This window comes from Sphingomonas fuzhouensis (assembly GCF_034659795.1).
GTDB classification, from domain to species: domain Bacteria; phylum Pseudomonadota; class Alphaproteobacteria; order Sphingomonadales; family Sphingomonadaceae; genus Sphingomonas; species Sphingomonas fuzhouensis.
On the sequence record NZ_JAXSQY010000009.1, the window covers coordinates 26,436 to 48,692 of the forward strand.

The 22,257-nt window shown below is 56.7% G+C and carries 16 protein-coding genes and 1 pseudogene; 1 reads left to right on the top strand and 16 read right to left on the bottom strand.

Annotated elements, in window-relative coordinates; all coding sequences use genetic code 11:
• Nucleotides 1-247 precede the first annotated feature (247 nt).
• From U1H82_RS16570 to U1H82_RS16640, 16 genes are all read right to left on the bottom strand, one after another.
• Entirely contained in the window at nt 248-850 is a 603-nt protein-coding gene (locus U1H82_RS16570; protein WP_322966063.1) for a hypothetical protein, read from the bottom strand.
• Between the two features lie 596 nt (nt 851-1,446).
• A complete protein-coding gene (locus U1H82_RS16575; RefSeq protein WP_322966064.1) occupies nt 1,447-4,557 on the bottom strand; it encodes an RHS repeat-associated core domain-containing protein in 3,111 nt (1,036 codons plus the stop codon).
• Between the two features lie 1,153 nt (nt 4,558-5,710).
• Nucleotides 5,711-5,917, bottom strand: a complete 207-nt coding sequence (locus U1H82_RS16580; RefSeq protein WP_322966065.1) for an RHS repeat domain-containing protein — start codon at nt 5,915-5,917, stop codon at nt 5,711-5,713.
• A 129-nt stretch (nt 5,918-6,046) separates the two neighbouring features.
• Nucleotides 6,047-6,712 carry a hypothetical protein gene (locus tag U1H82_RS16585; RefSeq protein WP_322966066.1) on the bottom strand — a complete coding sequence of 222 codons (666 nt, stop codon included), beginning with the start codon at nt 6,710-6,712 and terminating at the stop codon, nt 6,047-6,049.
• Nucleotides 6,713-6,810: 98 nt separating this feature from the next.
• Complete coding sequence (virB11, locus tag U1H82_RS16590) at nt 6,811-7,788, bottom strand: P-type DNA transfer ATPase VirB11 (RefSeq protein ID WP_445977871.1); 978 nt, start codon at nt 7,786-7,788, stop codon at nt 6,811-6,813.
• A gap of 296 nt (nt 7,789-8,084) precedes the next feature.
• On the bottom strand, nt 8,085-8,606 hold the full coding sequence (locus U1H82_RS16595; RefSeq protein ID WP_322966068.1) for a hypothetical protein: 522 nt from the start codon (nt 8,604-8,606) through the stop codon (nt 8,085-8,087).
• A gap of 25 nt (nt 8,607-8,631) precedes the next feature.
• Nucleotides 8,632-9,762, bottom strand: coding sequence for a TrbI/VirB10 family protein (locus U1H82_RS16600; protein WP_322966069.1), 1,131 nt, complete (start codon nt 9,760-9,762; stop codon nt 8,632-8,634).
• Nucleotides 9,759-10,415 (bottom strand): TrbG/VirB9 family P-type conjugative transfer protein, encoded by a 657-nt coding sequence (locus U1H82_RS16605; protein ID WP_322966070.1) that lies wholly within the window; start codon nt 10,413-10,415, stop codon nt 9,759-9,761. Before U1H82_RS16605 ends, U1H82_RS16600 begins: the two co-directional genes overlap by 4 nt.
• Nucleotides 10,412-11,332: a VirB8 family type IV secretion system protein gene (locus U1H82_RS16610; RefSeq protein WP_322966071.1), complete on the bottom strand. Its 921-nt coding sequence runs from the start codon at nt 11,330-11,332 to the stop codon at nt 10,412-10,414. The genes U1H82_RS16605 and U1H82_RS16610 overlap by 4 nt, the downstream gene beginning before the upstream one ends.
• Nucleotides 11,329-12,594 carry a type IV secretion system protein gene (locus U1H82_RS16615; RefSeq protein WP_322966072.1) on the bottom strand — a complete coding sequence of 422 codons (1,266 nt, stop codon included), beginning with the start codon at nt 12,592-12,594 and terminating at the stop codon, nt 11,329-11,331. The genes U1H82_RS16610 and U1H82_RS16615 overlap by 4 nt, the downstream gene beginning before the upstream one ends.
• The gene (locus U1H82_RS16620; RefSeq protein ID WP_322966074.1) at nt 12,591-14,984 is read right to left on the bottom strand and encodes a VirB4 family type IV secretion/conjugal transfer ATPase; all 2,394 of its coding nucleotides are present in this window, start codon (nt 14,982-14,984) and stop codon (nt 12,591-12,593) included. Before U1H82_RS16620 ends, U1H82_RS16615 begins: the two co-directional genes overlap by 4 nt.
• Nucleotides 14,957-15,241, bottom strand: coding sequence for a VirB3 family type IV secretion system protein (locus U1H82_RS16625; RefSeq protein ID WP_322966075.1), 285 nt, complete (start codon nt 15,239-15,241; stop codon nt 14,957-14,959). Before U1H82_RS16625 ends, U1H82_RS16620 begins: the two co-directional genes overlap by 28 nt.
• A 1-nt stretch (nt 15,242) precedes the next feature.
• Entirely contained in the window at nt 15,243-15,557 is a 315-nt protein-coding gene (locus U1H82_RS16630; RefSeq protein WP_322966076.1) for a TrbC/VirB2 family type IV secretion system protein, read from the bottom strand.
• Between the two features lie 92 nt (nt 15,558-15,649).
• Nucleotides 15,650-16,003, bottom strand: coding sequence for a TrbC/VirB2 family protein (locus U1H82_RS18330; protein ID WP_375339553.1), 354 nt, complete (start codon nt 16,001-16,003; stop codon nt 15,650-15,652).
• Nucleotides 16,004-16,077: 74 nt separating this feature from the next.
• Nucleotides 16,078-16,533: a pentapeptide repeat-containing protein gene (locus U1H82_RS16635; protein ID WP_322966077.1), complete on the bottom strand. Its 456-nt coding sequence runs from the start codon at nt 16,531-16,533 to the stop codon at nt 16,078-16,080.
• A 23-nt stretch (nt 16,534-16,556) separates the two neighbouring features.
• Nucleotides 16,557-21,146, bottom strand: coding sequence for an RHS repeat-associated core domain-containing protein (locus U1H82_RS16640; protein ID WP_322966078.1), 4,590 nt, complete (start codon nt 21,144-21,146; stop codon nt 16,557-16,559).
• A 459-nt stretch (nt 21,147-21,605) separates the two neighbouring features.
• Here U1H82_RS16640 and U1H82_RS16645 point away from each other — a divergent pair.
• Nucleotides 21,606-22,243 (top strand): annotated as a pseudogene (locus U1H82_RS16645) (IS5 family transposase); the annotation flags it as partial.
• Nucleotides 22,244-22,257: the final 14 nt, after the last annotated feature.

A 22,257-nucleotide genomic window follows, 5' to 3' on the forward strand; every position in this document is an offset into this window, starting at 1 on the left:
ATTTCGATCAGGCGGATTCTCGACGCCTAAACGTGGGGCCATCTGCCGGGAAGACGCTCTGCGGTAGCATCGAGTTCACCTGAACGGCATGGATTCATGGCCGCCAATCTCCGGTCACGTACAGGTGCTCGGTCAGATTGTGATTTAGCTGAACAGGTTAATCATCCCGGGGTTCTGCAAGCAATAATCAGGCTTTGATATTATAAAGATGTATCTCGATAGATTTCAGGTAATCATTGGATAATGATTAGTATACACCAATCTTATCTACCAATATGTAGGAATAGCCGTGGTAATATGTTCTAAATTCTAAGGCGTGGCCAGCACGTGAAGCTGCCATGGTAAAGGGTAGCTCAAATACTTGGAATGATTGATCAGCGCTCCATTCGAGCCGAGAGATAGACCGCGATGCGAGTTGCTCGCCAGCCGTAGAGTCGTAGACATCGAGCGTCACGATCTGATCATTCGATGCATTTCTAACGTCGATGGCCATGCGCCAGGTGGCCACTCTCGCTCCTGCGGCAATGTCAGTGACATATGGGCCATATGTCATATGCCCGCTTGCCGTGTTTACGTTGGCAGCCCATCCATTGCGATCGGCGTAGCCGACAATATGGGGAAGGTTCTCCGCCTCCCACATGCGATCGAATTGCCGGCGGACGACAACATCCCTACGATTGCTAGCTGGATCAAGCGTGTAAGTGGATTTTGTGCCAGTACCGTCAGCAGTTCCGGTCAGCCTCCCCATCGAGTCGTAAGAAAAAGATGTCGAGCTCTGCGCTTGGATTAACGAAGGCACTAGTAAAACTAAAAAAGCACTAATGCTTACTATTCGACCAGTCGCGCTCATTATATCATGCCCATTATCAGAGGGGTGTTGCCATAGAATGGTTAAATGATACGCGTCTAAAATACAACAATTGGTATATAATGCATTTCTCACTTGTTACGACGAGACATATCATCGAAGCATGGCGGACAAGCTAGGGCACCATGCACCGTCATAGCAGTTCCGGCGGCATAGCACCCGCACAGTCCGCAAACCGCCCCCCCCAAAAAAGAATATGAGAGAGGTATACTCTCGCTTTTTATTCTCTCTTTAAGTATATGCGCCATTTATCCGGTCTTGAAGAAGGGTTATGAGTGTAATGGCTGCAATCGCAATCTCTATATTACTTTCCTCTCGGACGGTGGTAGAAAATCACTGGCCAATGGTCCCATATCCCAGAAGTGCAGTCTGGGTTATTGATTTACGGAAATATTAACAAAAATTGCTATTAAGAACGAATAAAGAATTTTGCTACAAAAAATATTGTTATAGCAGAAATAAAGCCAATCAAAATACTTAATGATTCACCAAAAAAATGTGATGATGCAAACATTATCGGAATAGATAGAAGGCCGGCGGCATAACCCAATGACTGCAATGAAAAATTTTTCATGATATTATTGATCCGAGGGACAATTTCCATTGAGATGATCCAATAGGCCTTTGGCATCATGAATCGTGCTTGTTATGGCAATAGCAGCACCTAAACCAGGAATAGTTCTTGCGAGTAAACCCGTTGCTTTAGCTGCGGGGGTAAATAATGCGGAAATCATGCCCGCAGACCCGAGTCCAATCCCTAAATTGTCATGCCCTGCGCCGCTATTGGTTGTAGCGCCAGCTCCCAATGCGATCTGGGTCAAAGCTACGGCTGCATCCCCACCCGGCGTAAAGCCCGCAAGAAAGCCAGCCGCATCAAAACCAAGGGCGATGATGTCTCCGGTCAATTTACAGTGGTGCGTTGGCGCTTGTGCAGGTCGTGGAGAATTTTGCGACGGCTGAGTAGGAGTGGTAGACCTTGAAGGGGAGGGAGGCCCACTAGGCCCGCCACCATCGCCCGGCCCATATGTATCTGGATTCCAACTTGGCGTCGGATCGGGCATTTCCGTGCATTGGGTGTAAGCCGGATCATTGACGACTGTTTCCTGGGATCCATCTGAGTAAGTATAAGTAACACTGTAGTATGTGCATAATTTCCATGTCAATCCGGTCGGATCTTTAAAGTTAACCGGATCGCCCTTGACGTAGTTATACCAGTTCATGCCATCGCCGTAGCCGATGGGATCGGTTTGCATGAAGCGGCCAAGGGTGGGCGAATAGGTGCGAGCCTTATAGTCGTAGAGGCCGAGCGCTGGCAGCCACTTCTGCCCGGTATATTGGAAGCGCCCGATATTGCCGGACTGCGGAATGCCATATTCGTCATAGCGGTTGATCGCGATGGCGTTGCCCGCATCGTTGGTCACTGCGATGACCGAGCCGCGCTCGTCGGCATGCAGCCAGCGCCGATCGCCAAGCCCTGCGCCCTCATACCAGATCAGCGGCTCGTCGCTGCCCGGGCCATAGACATAGCGGCGCAGCAGTGCTCCGTTATTCTGGTTGGTCTCCGCGATCAGGTCCGGCCCGTCATAGGTGAATGAGGTGTTGGCACCGGGATCGACCGCGGCATTGAACAGGCGGCCGAGCGGATCATAGGCCATGCCGATTCCCTTGCCGACCGCCATCTGGTTATCGACCGTGTAGCTGTAGGTATCGCTGCCCGAGCTCGTCAGGTTGCCGCGGCCGTCATAGCCAAGCGACACGGAGCCAGCCTGGGTATACTGGTTCAACCCATTGACGCTGTAGCTGCGGTCGGCGTTCACGCCAGCCGTCCAGGCATAGCCATCGTTCGACGCGCTCCGGCTCGTGATCTGACCTGCCGGGTTATAGCCGAACGTCACCGTCAGGTCATTGGCGCTTCCGGCCAGATCCTGCGTCAATTGCGACAGACGCGATGCCGGATCATAGGCATAAGAGGTCATCGTGCCATTGGCCCGGCTCAGGCTCGTCCGCCGTCCCAGATCGTCATAGCCGAACGACACGAGTACGTTGCCCGAGCCATCGCGGATCGTATTCGCCTCCCCGGTCGTGAGATAGTCATAGGTCACGGCGTTGCCGTCGCCCCATGTCATCTTCGTACGATGTCCTGCCGCGTCATACTGGAAGGTCGCGTTGCCGAAGGTATAGACATTGTCATACTGCGCGCGCCGGTTGCCCAGCGCGTCATAGTCGTATTTCAGGGTCCGGCCGCTGGTGTCGGATGCGCTCGTCAGGTGACCGACAAGATCATAGCCATAACTCTGGTCATATTCCGAATAGCTGTTGTTGGGCCGGTCCTTCGACGTCATCCGGTTGAGCGCATCATAGCCATAGTTGATGACCTGGCCATCGCGCAGGCGGCGCGTCACCACATTGCCGTTCGCATCATAGGTCAGTTGCTCAAAGCTGCCGCCCGGATAGGTCGTGGTCGTCTGCCGGTCGAACCCGTCATATCCCGCGGTCGTCACATTGCCATTGCCATCGGTCACGCTGGCGACCTTGCCGTTGGGCGTATAGCTCGTCTGCTCAAAGGCCTGCGCGCCGGTGCCGAGGGCCGAATAGACGCCGGTGACCTGCCCGGCGGCATCGTACACCTGCTTGGTCACACGGTCCGGGCCGTTGCCGCCGTTCGTCTGCGGCGTGCAGGCATCGCTCTGGCCGCCCCACTGGCTCGGATCCATGCGCACGGCCGTGCATTGCAGCCGACCGACCGCGTCATAGCCATACTGCGTCACCGCATAGGTCGTGCCCGACGCCGACAGCGTGTCCTGGACCTTGCGCATATTGCCGTCGAAAGTGCTGACCAGTTGCTGCAGCGAGTTGAACGATCCACCATTTGCATCCGTCGTGCCGACGCTGACCGAGTCCGCCAAGCCATTCGGCAGATAATGCATGACTTTTGCCCGCCGCATCCGTGGCCCACTGCCATCAGGATCCGGCGAGACAATGCTCGTCACCCGGTGCATCGCGTCATAGGTATAGTTCGTCGTATCTGCCGAACCCGGCAGCGGACCGTCGACCGCAGTCACATTGCCAAAATCATCATAGGTCGCAGCGATCGAGGCGCTGATCGCGCCATCGCCGGACGATCGCGTCACGCTGGACGGCAAAAGGTTGGAATTATAAGCGATGCTGGTCTTGGACTCATTCGCTGCGCCCGCGCAACTGGATGAACTTGTGCATTCGGAGGTCGACGTCAGCAACGACACCCCTGAAATCGTCGAATAGCCCAAACGCCGCTGTGGTCGCGTCCCCGTCTTATCTGCCGGTGCCGTGACCGTGAGAAGGTGGCCTGTCGCGGAGTCGTATGTATAGTCGGTCTGATTGCCATTCGCGTCCTTCGTCCATACGGGCTGGTTGCAAACCGGTGAGCCGGAGCAATTTTGAGAGAAACCAGCGGATTTCGTGATGGTGACGCCATTGGCCGAGCCTGTTTCACTCGTGACGTTGCCATAGCCGTCATAGGTGTAGCTCTTCGAAATTCCAGATGGCAGCGTCACCTGGGTTAGGCGACCATTCTGATCGAATGTATAGTTGGTGACATTCCCCAGCGGGTCGGTGAATTTCACAATCCTCTGCACATTCAAATCCGCTACCACCGTCGTCGTATGCGAGAGGGCATCGGTGATGGTGGTCGTGGCGAGATTGCCGTTCACCGATCTGCTGTAATTGGTCGTAACACCATTGCGCGTGACGGCAGACACTGTCCCATCAGGGCCTTGATTGCTAATCGATATGTTCACCCCAGAGCTACCAGGCATTTGGATGCCCGACAGCGCCGAATTGGTACCACCAGAAAAATGCCAAGCTCCACCAGCCGCATCCGTAAAATCAGGATAATATGCTGATGGCGTCGCATAAGAGACGGATGACGATCCGCCTCCTCCCTTGCTATTTAGAAATGTGACAGATGTCTTATTATACCAGTCTGTTTGCGGAGCATTATAGTTACCAGGGTTTGAAGTGACATAATTTACCCTGATTCCGTACCCGGAACTGCTCGTAACTCCCGCAAACCTATAGTAGCTTACACCATTTGGACAGTCGGGTTGCCGAACCCGCTGCCCTGGGCACATATTGGCAAACGACCAATTGATCGTAAACACCATTCCATCGGGGCGCGTAACTGTTTTGGGAATAGCACACGAAGAGTATCCACTTCCAAATTTGGTGCATGCAAATCCTTGTATAGGGTACATGCTTGGGTCAGCGTCGTATACAATCTTGGTTCCATCAGAGGCAGTGAGTGTATAGGTGCTTCCCGAATTTGTAAGCGTTGATCCGTCACCGCTGACGGATTGGTATCCCGTAGAGCTTTGAACAAAGGCTTCAGAAGTACTGCCCTGCGTCGCATAGACTCGGTTGCTTCCATTGACTGTTTGGGTAAACAGACCACCAGACCAATTGTCGATCCAATTCGACTGACCAAATCTATTCCTTGACAGAGAGATAGCCCCCGCCCCGGAACCTATACTTCCCTCCACGATCGTAGTGACGAAATTTCCGCTAATAAGGTCGACACCATTAGCGTCGACAGATGTGTGAATAGGAGGCACGATCTGCGCAAATGCAGGTGCTGCCAAACCCGAGCACAACGCGGTAGATATCGCGAGACAGAGACGACGCTTACGCGTCGACATGGCGCCGAAATTTCCAACTTTCATGTTCCACCCCCTGATTTTTTTGCGCGCGACGACGGGCGTGGGCACGAGAAGGGCCCACGCTATCTGCGCGTCTGCGAAGATTGACCTGCAACCGAATTATAAGTGCTGGCAGTACGGCAGCGTCTCGCAGCCTTTATCGAGCTGGTTACGATCCTGTAGCCGTCACGCGGACCCGATTACCGGCTTTGTCATAGGTATATTGAACAGCCGCGCCATTGTTGACCGAGCCGCTCTTGACGATCCGGATCAGTCGCCCTTGCGCATCATAGCTGTAGGATACGGTTCCGGTGGCCAAGGCAGCGCTTACGGGAACCGCCGCCAGAACAAGAGCAATGCATATACGCATTTTCATGACCACCCCCCTAATCTATTCTCCAATTAAAATGCCAGCTGCAAGTTTTCACAAGAGGTAACCTTCATGAATTTTGTATCATATTATTTTCATACAAAATATGAAGCAGTATCAAATAACTATACCAGCTTAGTTCAGCCGCTGCACACTGATTGAATCAATTGCAGATGCCGAATCCTGCGAGGACGGTGAGGACGCAAACCGTATCGTGACACTGTCCGATGATGGAACGAACGACGAGGTAGGATAAGGGGTGAAGTGGTCGGCCGATGCCGGAACTCGGCTCCATACGAGCACACCATTTATGAAGACTTGCAGGCTATTAGCGGCATAGCCCGGCCGCTGCGCTGCCGCGAAGGCGATCTGGTATTGATGTCCAGGGTAGAGGTTGACCGCCGTCATCTCGACAGCGCCGGTGCCCCCCGGAGTCGCTTGGAGGAAAGCCACCTGATGCCCCGACCAAGGCGCCGGAAACCCCCATGCATCGCCATATCTTGAAATACCTGCGCTACCGGAAAAAGAAAGACCAGGAGCAGCGGGATCGTAGACGTAGCTACTCAATGCCGGGTTTTCAAAATCGCCGTTTGGGATAGTCGCCTCAGGGTACGTCGTTGCTCTCTGGCGATTGCTGGCCGCATCATATTGATAGGTTGATATATTGGGACCGGCCACATCCTTCGATGTGCGGATCAAACGACCTAGCGCATCATAACTGAAGGTCGCAGTTTCCAACGCCATGGCCGCCCCCATGGGGATCGAAAGCAGGATTAAGACTGCCGTGATTTTCAAGCGCATTGCATCCCCCCGGAAAAAACAATTTCTTTGGAGACGTTCGCCTTGATTCGCGCAAGATCACACCAGATGAATTATTTCACATCTTTTACTTTGCTGTCTTACGCGCCCCGCCAGAGCAATTGAGAAATCTGCCTTTTCCCATCGCGGTGCTCGATCTGTACGACGACGTCGACGACGGTATGGGCATAGGTAATGATTTCATCGCGGCTCGCCGGCACCGAACCCATTCGCGCCAGCATGGCTAGCTGCTCGAAAGCCCCTTCGGGCGAGTCGGCATGGATGGTGCTCATCGAACCGGGGTGCCCGGTGTTCGCCGCGCGTAGAAACGTGAAAGCTTCATGGCCTCGCAGCTCGCCGATGATGATCCGGTCGGGTCGCATACGCAGGGTGGCCGTCAACAGATCGTCGGATGTGACGTTTGCTTCACCAAGCTCGCCGCGTATGGCAACGAGGCCCACCGCATTGGCATGACGTAACTGGATTTCCGGCGTGTCCTCGATGAGGATTAGCCGCTCCTGTTCGGGGATTTCACGCAGCAAGGCGTTGAGAAAAGTGGTCTTGCCGGTCGATGTGCCGCCGGAGACGAGGATCGTCTTGCGCTGCCGTACCGCCCGGCGGAGGAATGCTCCCCAATCCTCTGCCTCATAGAACGCGGCCAGTTCGTCATCGACACTGGGACCCTCGCCCCTACGTGTACGCGCAAAGGCACCCTGGCTGACATAATCGTCAAGGGTCAGGTCAGCGACGAGATGCTTGCGGATCGCGATTGCGATCGGGCCACGGGTGGCGGGTGGCGCAATGATCTGGATGCGCGAACCATCGGGCAGCCTTGCCGATAAAAGAGGGTGCTCCCGGCTGATGCCCTGATGGGTCAGGCTTGCCACCTGCTTGGCCAATCGCCAAAGCAAGGTGTCGGTCAGTCCCGGCGCATCGCAACGCTCAGGCTTGTGGCCGAGACGCTCTATCCAGAGTTCGTCAGGCCGGTTGATGTAAATGTCGGTGATATCGCCCCGAGCCATATATTCAGCCAGCGGCGCTAGATAGACACTAAGATAGGATGCTGTTGAATTACTCACGGGATGTCCAAGCGGGGTATGGATCTGGGCCAAACAATATTTATCGGCAGGCCGACAGTACGCGGACGTATAGCATTATATTTGGAGTTAGTAGAATAATTACGTGTTAACCTAACATGGATGACACGCAGGATTTCAGCGAGAGCATGGCCCGCTATCGGCTCCGCCTGACTTGGCCTTGTCAGAATTTTCAGGTCCATAGATACGGGCTCCGCTAGTGATGGGTGCAGTGTTAAGCTGATAATTCGTGCGATCTTATATTTTTGTGATATTGGACAAATTTCGTTTTTCTAAAGTCAAAATCTTGCCCAGAGAGGGGAGCCATTCGCGTCGTAAACGACTATATTGCCGTCATCTTGGACGGCGAAAAATGCCCCTGGATGGTTGTACGTATTTGAGGACCAGATTGGCTGATTTCCTGTATAAAGCACCAGATTTCCGTCACCTTGCATTTCAAGATGCGCATTTTGCGGCTGAAATGACATCGTTGCCCACAGCGGTTGGGTTGGCCCGGCATAAAGCACAAGGTTACCGTCGAATTGCAGGGTAAACCTGTAGCCACCTCCTGGCGAAATGATGCCCTCGCCGACTTTCAGACTTGTACCAGCCGGTAAAGTCCCGGTTCTCACTACCAGTGCTGATTGATATCGTACGCGATTACCTGCTTGGTCGAAGCCGTAGCCGGCCGCAGCGCCGCCTGGACGCCTGGAATCTGCTACTTGCAACCGACCTTGAGCATCATAGGCATACCGAACCGTTTCGCCTTGAGATGCACTTGATGTGAGCAATGCCACTGACACCAAAGCAAAATACCGCATTACACCCCCCTTGGGTACGAAATGGTCACGGTGCGGGCGACGCGAGGGAAAAGTCGAGATCGCGCGCGACGAACACGTTGATTTCCGCCCCCTGCTTGACGGTGATCTTCGGCCGCAGGTCGTTCGGGAGCAGGCCCTGGCCAACGGTGTTGTTGATCTGGCTGGAGGGCAGCCCGACGATCACCGAGCCGTTGCCGGGACGCGAGGCCAGATTGACGCCGACGGTCATCGCCGACTGGAGCAAGGCGGCCCCAAAGCGCTGGAAGAAGAAGCTATGTACCTTGCCGGGAACGCCTGCCCCGCCCAGCGCATCGGCGGCTGGTGACGACAGCGCGATGGTCACGCCGTCGGGGCGGATTAGGCGTGTCCAGTTGACGAGTACGCGGTTCTGTCCGCCTTGTACGACGGCCTGATATTCGCCGACCAGACGCGAGCCGCGCGGCACTAGGACACGCCGTCCATCAAACCCCCGCGTATCGCTACTGACGATCGCGCGGACGAGTCCAGGCCGCGCAGTATCGATCGGCGTTTCGATCACGGCGGGGATCATCGTGCCGGTCGGCATGACCATGGTCGGGTTACGAAGCGATATCGCCTGTGCTGGCGCCGTATCGCTACCCAATCCCGGCCCCTGCATCATGGGATTACGCTGCTGATTGCCGTTTTGCGACACTTTGGCGGCTTGGGACGTCCCCGTATCGGGCTGCCGTTCGATGCCGCCATCGATGATCAGTGCCTGAGGCTCCTCAGTGGGCGTTGCCCGTCGCTCTGGCGGCGGGGTCGGCTGGGGCATGATCATCGGCTGTGGCGGCGCGGCGACGATCATGGGCGGGGAGGACTGCGGCGCGATATAAGGCCGCGACATGACAGGCGGCGCGGTAGGGACTGGCGGGGCCACCATGACCACAGGGGGTTGTAGAGTCGTCTCTGGTTCAGGCGGGAGTGCGAGGCTCGGCGGTGACGGAAAGGCGCTGACCTGTTGGACGGCATCCACCCTGGGTCCGGTGCGATCGTCACGGCGCCGCGCATCGAGGACCGCGAAGAGCAGCCCTGCGGCCAGCACCGCCCCCCCGGCGATCGCGACGCCCGGAACACCCGCGCGCGGCAGGCGCACGGTCGGTCGCGGATCACGGCTGCGCGGTGCGGGCGCCGTCATCGCCGGTTTCCGTTTGTGACAGCCGTGGCCACCGCACGCTGCTTGCCCACACGGAAGGTGTAACGCCGCGCTGCCCCCTCAATGATATAGACGCCGTCGACCATACGTCCGTTGACCAACGTCTCTTTCATGCGGCCATCATCGGCAAAGATGGCTGGAAATGGCACGTCCAGCTTCCATCGAATGCGGGTGCGTTGACCGTCCCCCGACATTTCTTCCGGGAACAGGGTTTTGTCGCCTGACAAGCGGAACGTGCGGATTTGTCCGGCTGCATCGGCATTCGCGTGAGGCTCGGATGGCGGGGTGAACCGGACGATGAACGGCGTGCCCATATCGCCATTGCCCGGCTGGAGCAGGAACGCATAACGCCGCGCATCGGTGATGACGACCAGGTTGGTAGTCGTGGCCCCCGCCAGCGGCTTGACGACGATCTTGTCGCCAGCGCGCGAAGCGGTGACTTGCCAGCCAGCGCTATTGCCGACCACGACGGTATCGACGCGTTCCTCCGGCACCAGTTCGACAACGGTTGCATAGCCTTGCGCGACCGTCAGCGTCACGACCTGTCCCGGATTATAGACAAGCGTCTGGATGCGCGGGTCGGAGGGTTGGAACATCGCCTGCGGCGCAGCCAGGGCCAGCATGGTCAGGATCATGGCTGGGCTGTCCCGGCAGGCGGCGCGTCCGCTCTTGGCGAAAGCGGCGAGCCCATCGGCAATTGATTGATCGGTACCGCGCGGGGGGCACCCACCTGATAGGATGCCGTTTCAACTCTTCGCGCCAGCATAGCTTCTGAACGACCAAGCTTTATCGGTTGCACGACGCGACCAGGAGCGATGGGGGCTGGAATAGCGGCCAGCGGCGTCGGCTGAGCATCAGGTCTTTGCATGGAGGGAGGCGAGGCATCAGGTGGCGGCAAGGCTTCGGCATCGCGGCGATAGCCTGTCACCTGGAAGCCGAGCGGATTGATCAGGCGATCCGAGAGCGCCATCGGCGCATCGACGAAGCGATAACGGATCACCGCGATCCAGGGCGACGGTGCAGCAACCTGTCCGTCGCGATCGACCCGTTGGGTGTCGAAACGGACAAGCGCGACATTCTGGCCGACGCGCGACACGCTCTTCACCCGCACGCTGATCGTCGTGCCCGCCGGATAGCGTGTCAGTGGGCTGTTGGGATTGCTCGCCGGCATCGAGGCCAGATAGCGACTGCGCGCCACTCCGGCCGACCATAGGGCGACTTTGCGATAATCCAGGCGAACCGTGGCCCGGTCGAAGCCTTCGCGGGCAATGACATATTGCGCCAGATAGGATTGGGTCAGCGCATCGTCCGCCGCGATGCCCTGCGGCTGAAGCGGGTTGAGCGCCTGGACATAGCCCGTCTGCCGGTCGACCAGCAGGGTGATGGGCTCGACGGTCTTGAGGGGAGCGAGCATCGCAAGTGCGATGGCCTCGAACATCCCCACCGCGACGGCAATGCCAGCCACCGTCCAGGCCGTACGGCGTGAGCGTGCCGCCTGGACCTCTCGGTCGAGCGCCCAGCTCTCGGCTTGTGCGTGATAGTCTTTCTTCACCGTCCCACCTTGTCTCGCGATGCCGCGGCACGCGAACGGCGTAGCGCCGTCCGACGCGCTGCCATTCCCTGCCCGCCGGGCGTCGATGCGAATTGATCCTGCAGCCTGCTTGCCGACGATGCGCCGGGCGCCGCCATCGCCCCAGAGCTGCTATTGCCGCCTAACTGCTGTTCGCGTCGCACCGACATGGCCAAGGCTTCCGCGACGCCTGCGGCGCGGTCGCGCCCTGGAACGGCGGTGGTCCTGGCCGGTGGGGATGCCACTTGCGTGTTTGCCGAAACGGACACCTCCGAACGGCTGCTGTTCCGTGCGGCAGAACCCCAGATGCTGCCAGCGACGGGGGCATAGCGCAGGGCACTGCCCATTCGAACTGCTGCCAGCGTCGAGACCAGCATCGCCACGGCGCTGGCGAGCACGAGGGTGGGCAAGGCCTGGGGGTCGACCACCGCCAGCACGCCACCGCCGCGCCAACCCTGAAGCTTCAGTACTTCCTGTTCGATCGGGATCAGCATCACCGCCGTGACCATCGTGGCCGCAAGCCCGCCGAGCGCGGTGCCGACCAGCGCTCGAACCCAGCCATTGAACAGGCCGAGCGTACCGTCGAAGAGCAGCGCGAGAATGGCGAGGGGCGCGAGCGCGAGCAATAAGCCGACCGCCAGATGGAGCGCCGCCAGCGTGCCGATCGTCGCTACTGCAAAAATCGATGCGCTCTGCGGCAAAGCGCCAAGCCCAGGCTGACTGGCACTTGCTTGAGACGTCGCGGTCGCCCCCGCCGTGCCGGGCTGAGACGTAGTGGACGCAGCAGAGGACGCGCCCTGCTGCGCATCACCTGCTCTCGGATCGCCGCTGGCACCCAGCCGCATGGCATCATACACCTGTTGCACCCGCGCGGGCAGATCGGTCGGCGACAGACCTGCGGCGGGCAGGATAGTGGCGGCAATCTCCTCCGGCCCTTGTGTCGCCGTGTCGTAGACCAGTGTCTGGAACGCCGGCCAGCCGGTGACCAGCGCGAGCACGATGCCCAACCGAAGGACCCGCCCTATGCCCTCGTCAAAGCGTGGCGCATTGCCGAGCACCAACCGATAGCCGATGATCGCGACAAAGATCGTCACCAACGCCGACAATAGCCCCGCTGCAACCGGGCCGCCGATCATCGCCTGAAAGCCGTCCGCACCGATCGTCTGCGCCGCGCACTCGGCATTCGCCGCGAAGCGAAGGACGACGCCTGCATCCGCATCGACGGGAACGCAGCCGAGCGTCACCGTGCCGCCTCGAGCAGCCGGGGCAGCCAGGCCTGCGGGTCGTCGCCCGTCTCCGCGCGGATTGCATCGAGCAACCGTACCGTGCGCTCACGCCCCGACAGGATGGTCAGCAAGTCCGCTTCGCCCGAAAGGTCCAGCCGCGCGACCACGCTCTCCTGACCGTGCTTGATGAGAAAGGCCCGGGCATTATCGGGGAGGCCGCGCACCAGATCATATTCGTGGGTGCTGAGACCGAAGCCATCGACATAGTCGCGCGCCTGCGCCTTGGGGTTGGCCATGAAGATCTGCGTCGCCGCCTGCTCGACGATCGCCGAGGCGATGCGGCTTTCCAAGGCATCCTCCGCGCTCTGCGTCGCGAAGCCGACGATGCCGTTACGCTTGCGGATCGTCTTTTCCCAATCGCGGATCCGCGCGGTGAACGCCTCGTCGTCTAGCGCCTTCCAGCCTTCGTCGACGACGATGATCGTCGGGCTTCCGTCCAGCCGTTCCTCGACGCGGTGGAACAGATACATCATGGCGGGCGTGCGCACGACCGGCGTGTCGAGGATACGCGTCATGTCGAAGCCGACGACGCGCTGGCCGAGGTCGGTCAGATCCTCGGCATTGTCGAACAGCCAGGCATGTTCGCCACTTCCCCACCAAGGTGCCAGGCGCGCCGCCAGATCCCCTGAGCGCGGGCGATGTCCGCCGCGCAGCAGCTGGGCGAAATGACCGAGCCGACGATAGGCGCGCGGCGCTTCCATGTTCGCATCCACCGCCTCCTTGATCCGCGCCAGATCATCGGCATCGAGGGGGCGGCCCACATCACCGACGAGTAGGCCCAGCCACTCGACCAAGAAGCGTCGGTTCTCCGGGGTGTCGTCCAGCAGCAGCGGGTTGAGCCCGGCGGGCTCGCCAGCGCGCAACACGTCATATCGCCCACCGATCCCGCGCAGGAATAGCTCGGCACCGCGGTCCTTGTCGAAAAAGACGATGCGGGGATCGAAGCGCCGCGCCTGTGCGAGGAGGAAGTTCAACACCACGGTCTTGCCCGAGCCCGATGGGCCAATGACGGTGAAATTGCCTAGATCGCCGTGATGAAAATTGAAATGATAGGGCCCGGCGGCAGTCGTCTCCAGCACTGTTACGGCATCGCCCCAGTGATTGCCGGTTGCACTCCCCACCGGGAAATTATGGAGGCTGGCAAGCCCGGCGAAATTGCGGCTGGCAACGAGCCCGCGTCGCGGAATGTAGCGGAAATTGCCGGGAAATTGCGCCCAGAAGGATGGCTCCAGCGCCATGTCCTCGCGCACCGCGATGATGCCCAGATCCGTCAAAGCCGCCTGCACTTCCGCGACATGGGCGTCGACCATATCGGGCGTTTCACCGCGCACGGAGACGGTCAGGTGGTGCTCGCCGAACGCCGCGCGGCCCGCCGCTAGGTCGTCGCGCGCTCCCGCCAGTTCGCCGCGCAAGCTCAGCGCCTCGTCGTCCGCTGCCCGCATCCGGCGCAGCGTCAGATTGACCTTGCCGAGCGCGGCCTGTCGGTCAACAAAGCCGAAACTCTGCGTCACGGTCAACTCGATCGGCAGCCGCATCAGTTCGTCAAGCATCCCCGGCCCCGTCGCGCCGGGATATTCCTTGACCCCGACCATGCCAACAAAGCCACGCGGCGCATCGCCTGCGCTGCCGAATTCGATCGTGTCGGCCCCGAAGCTGATCCGCCGATCGGGCAGAGCCTGGCCAATGTCGCTCTCCGGCAACTGCACCGGCCGGGGAGCGCCGCTATAGAGCAGCGCGAGATAGTCGAGGATTTCCGAACAGGTGCCCCCGGCGAGGGGGTAATTGCCCAGCCGTCGCGCGCCATAGGTGCCCAGCGCCGCGAGCATTGCATCGGTTGCGGCTTCGAGCTGGCGCCGCTCCTCGATCAGCGCCGTCGAACGCCCTTCGGTCGAGATACGGCCGAACAGATTGGCGAGCCGATCTGCAAAACCGCCTCTGCCTTGCGCCGGTCGTCGGATCAGGCACAGGAACAGCTCGTTGACGAACAAATGCTTGGTGGCCAGCCGCTGCTGCCACGCCGCATCCACACGCGCGCTGAACGGATCGGGGAACACCCCTTCGGTCGCGATGTCGACACGTCGGCGCACGATATGATGGTAGAGCGCGAAACGCGACGAGCCGATCGCCTGCAGCATCGCGTCGCGCAGAGCCTTGCGATAATTGATCTCGCTCGTCTCGGCCGTTTCGAACAGCAGGCCATCGAGCGCGATGACCTGCATCAGCCGCCCGTCGCGCAGCATCAACGTATGCGGGTCGATTTGCGCCAGGTACGGCAGGTGCGAGCCTGCCGCTGCCTCGCACGCCCAGTCTTCAGGCTGACCTACGGGCGGTACGAGTTGCAACGCCATAGCCGGTAATTCTTGATACGAGGACAGCGCTGCACCTTGACCAACCAGAGGTCGAAAATGCGCGGATCCCGCAGGCAGGCCGTAAAGCCGAGGATATGGACCACCACCGCCGCGACCAGCACCCAGGCGGACTTGAAGATCAGGAACAACTCGGTCGTCAGGATCGCATTGGCGATGGCGAAACCATAGGTGACGCCGAGCAGCATCTGCGGACGCGTCAGACCCGTGAACAGCACGTCCCGGTCGAGGCTGTCCATGTCAAAGGCCGCTGCCAGCCGATGCCTGAATGCCCCCGACGATGCTTGCCGCTCCGAAGAGGATGAAGCAGCCCAGGATCACGGTGGCACCGTAGCGCCAGTTTATCCGGCCGGTCAGCATCAGGAAGCCAACCAAGGCTACGGCGATTATGGCAGAGACCGTCGCGACCGTGCCGAGCAAGGTATGCTGCAACCACTGCATGGCCCCCACGATGGGGCCGGAACCGGCCGGATCGGCAAAACTGTCTTGTGCCAAAGCGACTTGCGGCCAGGCAATGAGAGAGATGACACTGAGTTTAGATTTGATCGACACCATTCATCCCCGCCCAACGCATTACCGACTTCTCGTAGGTTTATCGAGACCCGTCAATTCTTGATCTTATGGAAAACGCATCGCGCCTTCAGATCTTACCGGACTGGCAAAAAAATATCAGAGGATGTTTGCGATTTCGGAACGGATGCGCCCGCATAGGGATCGTACATAGCTATTGACGGCTGCCTCACGGTGATCGGAGTGGCGGCAGGAGCCAGGGATATCTCAACAGGCTGCGATGAAGGTACGGCCAAAACCCCCCTTTCGATGCTTGGTGCTCCAAAGATCATACCGATACCTAGCACGATCTCCAAGCCACGACGGGCACGCAAGCGCCCCGCCATGACCGCAAGACCAGCCATTGCGACGGCAATCGTCGCAATGGCTGTCGCGAATGAGCCTGCGGTCAGGCGCTCGATCCAAAGTAACGCTGATAATAGGATCTCCATATTCACCAAATCCAGAAACGCCTAGACCTTAGCCATTCCACCAATATTTTCACTATGGCGTGATAAAGGAATATTTAAAAATTTACCATTCTCATTCCGCGAGTAATAGGGTTAAAGTCTTTTGGGAATACTGTAAAATCATCATATTCTGCGCCAATGAAATTGGAATCTTCGATTATTGCTTCTAATAGTTGAGCCCCTTGTAGCTTGGCCGCCACCCCCAATTTGTCATAACCAAAGTTTGATCCAGACAAATCCGCCTTGACCATTTTGGCTTGGCAAAGGTTCGCTCCTCGCAAATCGGCATCCGCCAAGTTTGCTTCAGTCAAATTTGCTCGAAACAGTATGGCCCAATATAAGTTCGCACCCTTCAGGATTGCATATGACATATCCGCATCACTCAAATTGAAACCTTCTAAATCAACAAAAGAAAGATTTAATCCTGACAATTTTGCAGAGTCTAAGTCATTTGAATTACCATGGCCAGGTAAATTGTATATTTCAATGCCATTTACATTATATAATTTCATTGATTGCTCCAATACCGTGATAATTACGGGGTAACAAGATTCAGCGGAATCGTTTCCCATAGAGGAGGTAGAAGAGAGGGAAGAAATCTTAATACTCTATAAGCCGCATATCCAATACCTACTCCTGCTCCAATTTTTGCGGCAGTACCCATCCCCTCGGGGCATCCTCCTTTTCCACCACATTTTTGGGCATACTCGGCCTCTCTTTTTGCTAAAATCTCTTCAAGATTCCTAATAATTTGCCGGTGACCCTCGACAGAGTCCCGGGGCTTTCCTCCTTGCAAAAACTCAGGAAGGTCATTTGGATTATCCAAAATTTCCTGTTTTCTTTTTGCTATGTCTTTCCGAATGTTAGCGATCTTTTTTTCAAGCGCCCTGCACTCCTCACCATTTGGATCAAGCGGACGAGGCGCTAAACCCGAAGGATCAATGAACCTCAGTGGATTATTGGCAGCATAGGCATAGGGATTGGTGCCGCCTTCCAAACCGATCGGATCGGCCTGAATATATCGACCCAGCGTAGGATCATAATCGCGAGAGCGATTATAATAGAGATCACTCAGCGTCCGGGTCTGCCCCGGGAATACGATCGGGGAATAGTCGCTCGGCGTGACGACTTGTCCGCCCATATCGGTTGTCAGTACGGGCGTACCAAGATGACTCGTAGAAACGAATTCGACCTTTTGCCGTGCGCCAGCACCAACTGCGACAGCGAGGATGCCGTAGCCTCCCAAGCCATCCCCCCTCGAGAATATGCTGTTTTCAGCCTGTTCCGGCTGTAGCCAGACAAATTCACCCCTCACGTCACTCGTATCAGCGCCGTACTCGCCCATGACGCGGCCGTCTGCGTCATAGACAAATCGCCGAACGTCCGTAACGCCTGCATTCGTGCTGGTCGCCACGACGCGATCATCGAGACCATTATAGATGTTGTCCTGCACCGGCTGATCGGAGCGGGTATAGTTGGTCAACCGACCATATCCGTCATAACTGACATTCACAGTTATCCCAGCCGGACGCGTCTCGGACGTAGTATTCCCGCGTCCATCATAGCCGATCATCCGCGCCAAGGAATCCGTCCCTATCGAAGCGAGACGGTTGCTGCCGGTTGCCCGAGTGAAAGGCGTCGTCGATATCGCAACGCTCTGGTTTTCGTCATTGCGAGTTTCCAGCGCGGTACGATTACCGTTCTTGTCCAAAAGATAATCATAGCGCCGGGCCGATCCAAAGCTCCCCGTCGCGAAGATCATACGATTCTCGCCATCATACCCGTAGGTCCCACTGCGAGCAGTATCTACCAGGTCATCGATACCGATGATGTTGTCGTCGCTATCATAACGATACCGCGTCGCCCAAAGATTAGTAGCGCCATACTGCACTGTCTTGGCATAGAGGCGATCGTCATTGCCCCATTCCATCGAGAGGACCAAGCCATTGCCATAGGTCAGCGCGTTCAAAGCGCCAAATGCCTCGTAGCCCATGGAAGAAGCCAGGATTGTCCAAGAAGATCCCTCGGACGCTTTGCTTCGGACCGCGATGACGCGCCCTTTACTGTCTCGCGTATAAGAGACAGTCATTCCCGAGGGATAAAGAATTTCGACGACACGCCCGGCTTGGTCGCGCCGATAGCCGAGCTTCGCGTCCGTCGACACGCCGATCACCTGACGCTTTTCAAGTAAGTCACCAGCAAAATCATACCCAAACGTTGTGGTCCCGGTGCCATCTGTCATGCAGGCCAATCGCCCGACGAGATAGGCTCCGCTGCCACAAGCATCATAGGTATAGCTGACGACCTCCGACGCAGGCCGATTGGCGGGCGTTTTCTGAATAATCCGGCCCAGCACGTCGCGAACTATATCAACCCGCTGATTGCGCCCATCGATTTGCGCGATGACGTCACCAGCAGCATCGCGATAGTACGTAGTAATGCCGCGATCAGGGCTGATCTCGCGTATCACCTCGCCAAAACCGTTACGTACGAACGTCGTTTTGACCGCTACCGGATCGGTAAAGGATGTTACGCCATCGCGTGCGTTATAGGCCGTACTCGTCTTCCCGCTATCGGACGCGACGGAACTGACGAGCCGATCAAGGCCGTCGAAAGCGAAGATTGTTGCGTTCGAACGCGCCAACTGCAGTTGCACGATATTGCCATTAACGTCGTACTGGAAATTGCTGACCCGCCCCGGCCCCTTGGCCACCTGAATCACGCGATTGAGCTCATCGAAGACACGTGTGATCGTCGATCGTGCCGAACCATCGGTGCGCTTGATCGTTTCCGAAACGACACCGCCCATCGCATTGCGTTCATAATCTATTCGCTCACCTGAACCCGCGCGAACGCTGCTCAACCGTCCAGCAAGATCATAATCGAGTATCAGCGGATCCGTACCCGGCTGGGTCACGCCGATAACGCGGCCTTCTGGATCGTAGGTTAGTGTGGCGGTGCGATCGAGCGTAGTATCGGCGGGATTTTTGACGGTGAATGTCGTGGGTCGCCCCAAGGCGTCGTAGGCAAAGGTCGTACTTACACCATTGGCATCCGTCATTACTCCAGGACGACCATCCGCATCGAAAGATTCAAATCGCGTAACCTGTCCGAGCGGATTGGTAATGGTCTGCAAATTGCCGTTCTGATCATATCCATAGCTGGTTACATCGTCTTGGCTATTCACAGCTGCCTTGGGTCCATTAACCGATGCGAGGGTTCCGTTGGCGTTCCAGCTATACGTCCAAGTGCGCGCCTGCCCCTTGGTCGAGTACGGTACTGTCTGGCTCGTTGTATCCGTCTTCGTAATTGTTAGAATCTGACCTGTCGCACCGTAGGTGTATGTCGTGGTCAAACCTGATACGACTTCCTTAACCGGAAGATCGAATTTCGCATGCCAACTTGTGACGGTCTTCCGTTGCTCTGGCAGCCCTACCGCTTCAGTGATCGTCGTAGGCCTACCGAATAGACCGGCATATTCATAATTTGTCTGCGTGCCCCGACCATCTGTGATTGAGTATGGAACGAGGCGATCTGTTGAAAGAGATACCTCACTTCCAGGGGTATTATTGGAAGGCAGAGTCGTGATTTTAAATATAGAAGGATGAGGTGCATCATGCGCGCCCCCATATCCTCGCGATATCTCAAAATGTTTGATTTGTCCAAGTGGGTTCTTCACATCCCTATAAACTATATCGTCAGACGAGTTTCCGTCATTGTCTACCATGATATATGATTGAAATTCGTATCTATCTACGCCTCCCGCAAGCTGCGTAGATTTGACGAGACCAGATTGATCATATTCAATGGTGGAAACACGATGTCCCAGTGTGTCTAAAACGCCCGTAAGTGCATATGGGAACTTGCTGTTCTCATATAGATAGGACTTCATCCACAAAGACACGCCATCATGATCAAATCGCTTAACCTTTATCAGACGATCGACACGACCATCCATATCGAGGCTCGTTGCCCCGTCTGAAGCCCAGCGGGCTTCGTCATACTGATATTCCAAACTGCCACCGGAGGGCAGCTTTACGCTCTTCAATACTTTATATCGTGGATCACTATCGGTAGGAGGCATGCCGGGTTCGAGCGAGGCCAGCTGCCACGATAAATTTAAAGTTCGGCCGTGGTTATCATATACTGACGATGGATAGTATCCCGCATCCGGATATATATAGGTAATCCTGTAGCCGGTTGCGTAGCCACGCTCGATTGGGACAGCAAAGCGACCTTCACCTCGCAATGAGCCACTGAATACGTTCGCTCTTCTATAAAGTATATATTCTCCATTGGAAAACTGTAATTTAAATTCAGCTGAACCATTGATGATTGATTGACTTTGGTAATATGATGACATTGACTCCCTTGTTTTACCAACAAAAGTCAGGGTCGCTCTTCGGTCTTCATTCGATGTTACAAATTTGTAACTATTGTCATTGCCATCCCAATCAAATGTCAATGACGAGCTACCTCTATTGGCGCCGTATGTGACTCTTCCAAAGTTCGGAGAAATGTAAAGTCGGGCCGGTATTAGGCCCTGCCATGATTGGCCAAATCCAACAAACGGGTCATCATAAGCACTGAAATTGGTACTTACGTATCGTCTTTGTATAGATAGTAAGCCATCTGCAGATTCGTAATCCTTCTCGTATCTTACTTCATGGCCTGTACTTACATCAACTGGATCTCCTGCAAATATAGAAGGCATTGACCCAACAGGCAAAGCCGAATCTGTGCAATCACATATAGGTCTTTCAATATTAGGATTATAGCACATTCCATTGCTGTAATAGTAATCAACTTCACAATTTGCCCATACTATAGCCGGTAATATTGTATTACCGGCCCCGCCCTCATCTTGAGCTGCAAGCCATTTGCAATTATAGGTAATATCTGAATCTGGCCGCTTTTCTGGAGGCAAATACGGAGCTTCAGGATTCCAATAATCATGATCCTTGCGGCAAGCCTCATCGGGAGTCTTTCCTGCCCGATCCTCACTGCCCCCCCACCACAAGGGCGCTCGGGGCGCAGGAAGGGGGGCACGAGTTTGCGCATTTACAGGCATGCAAATTTGCAATAGCATCAAACAAATAAGTGAAATCAATGCATTGCGTGACATTCTAGCCCCCTAGGTCAACTCTGTGCCTGACTAATTAGTCTATATATTATCTAGGGTATGTTTCCGTAGGAAGTCGTTAATAAGGTTAATTATAATTGTTGACTGTAATTATGTAACGTGTGATGCCTTGCCTTTTGGCGAAGGCGATAACTTCATTAATTTTCAGTATTTGCTAATCGCCGAGGTTGAACGCCGTAGAGATAACAGGACTGAACCATGCTCGCGAAGGCCTGCGTCTCCCTGTTCTGGCCGAGGCGCGGTACATCGAATTCCTCGCTTTGTCGGGGATGAAGCCGCGTTGGCACTGAATGTTCAATGAGGTGAAAAGGTCTACTTTTCTGACTGTGGGCGTTCGATAGGATGACGTCGTCACGTTTGCGATGACGTCCCGGCGAGCTAGGGTCAGGACCCATTGATGTGAGCGTCACGATCTGATTCAGGCTCCGCAAGGAGACCGGAATGAGCGATCTGTTTTGGCTGACTGATGAGCAGATGGCGCAGCTGCGGCCGTTCTTCCCCAGGAGCCACGGCAAGCCGCGCGTGGATGACCGGCGGGTGCTGAGTGGCATCGTGTTCGTCAACAAGAACGGGCTGCGCTGGCGAGATGCACCCACCGCCTACGGTTCGCACAAGACGCTCTACAATCGGTGGAAGCGCTGGGGTGAGGCAGGCGTGTTCACGCGCATGATGGAGGGGTTGGCGGCGAAAGGTGCCGAGCCGAAGACGGTCATGATCGACGCGACTTACCTGAAGGCGCACCGCACGGCCTCGAGCCTGCGGGTAAAAAAGGGGATCTTGGCCGCCTGATCGGGCGCACCAAGGGCGGCATGAACACCAAGCTACACGCCGTCGCCGACGCGAACGGCCGGCCTTTGAGCTTCTTCATGACCGCTGGCCAGGTCAGCGACTACACCGGAGCGGCAGCGCTGCTCGACGATATGCCCAGGGCGCAGTGGCTGCTCGGCGATCGCGGCTACGACGCCGACTGGTTTCGCGACGCTCTCCAGGCCAAGGGCATCCAGCCCTGCATACCGGGTCGGCGACCCCGCAACGAGCCGATCAGGTATGACAAGCGCCGTCACCCTCGCTGCCACCGTCATCTTTTGGCTAT

Coding starts and splice junctions, on each gene's coding strand:
- U1H82_RS16635 (WP_322966077.1), bottom strand. CDS start 16,533: ATGAAATTATATAATGTAAATGGCATTGAAATATACAATTTACCTGGC.
- U1H82_RS16580 (WP_322966065.1), bottom strand. CDS start 5,917: ATGAAAATGCGTATATGCATTGCTCTTGTTCTGGCGGCGGTTCCCGTA.
- U1H82_RS16625 (WP_322966075.1), bottom strand. CDS start 15,241: ATGGACAGCCTCGACCGGGACGTGCTGTTCACGGGTCTGACGCGTCCG.
- U1H82_RS16570 (WP_322966063.1), bottom strand. CDS start 850: ATGAGCGCGACTGGTCGAATAGTAAGCATTAGTGCTTTTTTAGTTTTA.
- U1H82_RS18330 (WP_375339553.1), bottom strand. CDS start 16,003: ATGGAGATCCTATTATCAGCGTTACTTTGGATCGAGCGCCTGACCGCA.
- U1H82_RS16630 (WP_322966076.1), bottom strand. CDS start 15,557: ATGGTGTCGATCAAATCTAAACTCAGTGTCATCTCTCTCATTGCCTGG.
- U1H82_RS16640 (WP_322966078.1), bottom strand. CDS start 21,146: ATGTCACGCAATGCATTGATTTCACTTATTTGTTTGATGCTATTGCAA.
- U1H82_RS16585 (WP_322966066.1), bottom strand. CDS start 6,712: ATGCGCTTGAAAATCACGGCAGTCTTAATCCTGCTTTCGATCCCCATG.
- U1H82_RS16620 (WP_322966074.1), bottom strand. CDS start 14,984: ATGGCGTTGCAACTCGTACCGCCCGTAGGTCAGCCTGAAGACTGGGCG.
- U1H82_RS16600 (WP_322966069.1), bottom strand. CDS start 9,762: ATGACGGCGCCCGCACCGCGCAGCCGTGATCCGCGACCGACCGTGCGC.
- U1H82_RS16595 (WP_322966068.1), bottom strand. CDS start 8,606: ATGCGGTATTTTGCTTTGGTGTCAGTGGCATTGCTCACATCAAGTGCA.
- U1H82_RS16605 (WP_322966070.1), bottom strand. CDS start 10,415: ATGATCCTGACCATGCTGGCCCTGGCTGCGCCGCAGGCGATGTTCCAA.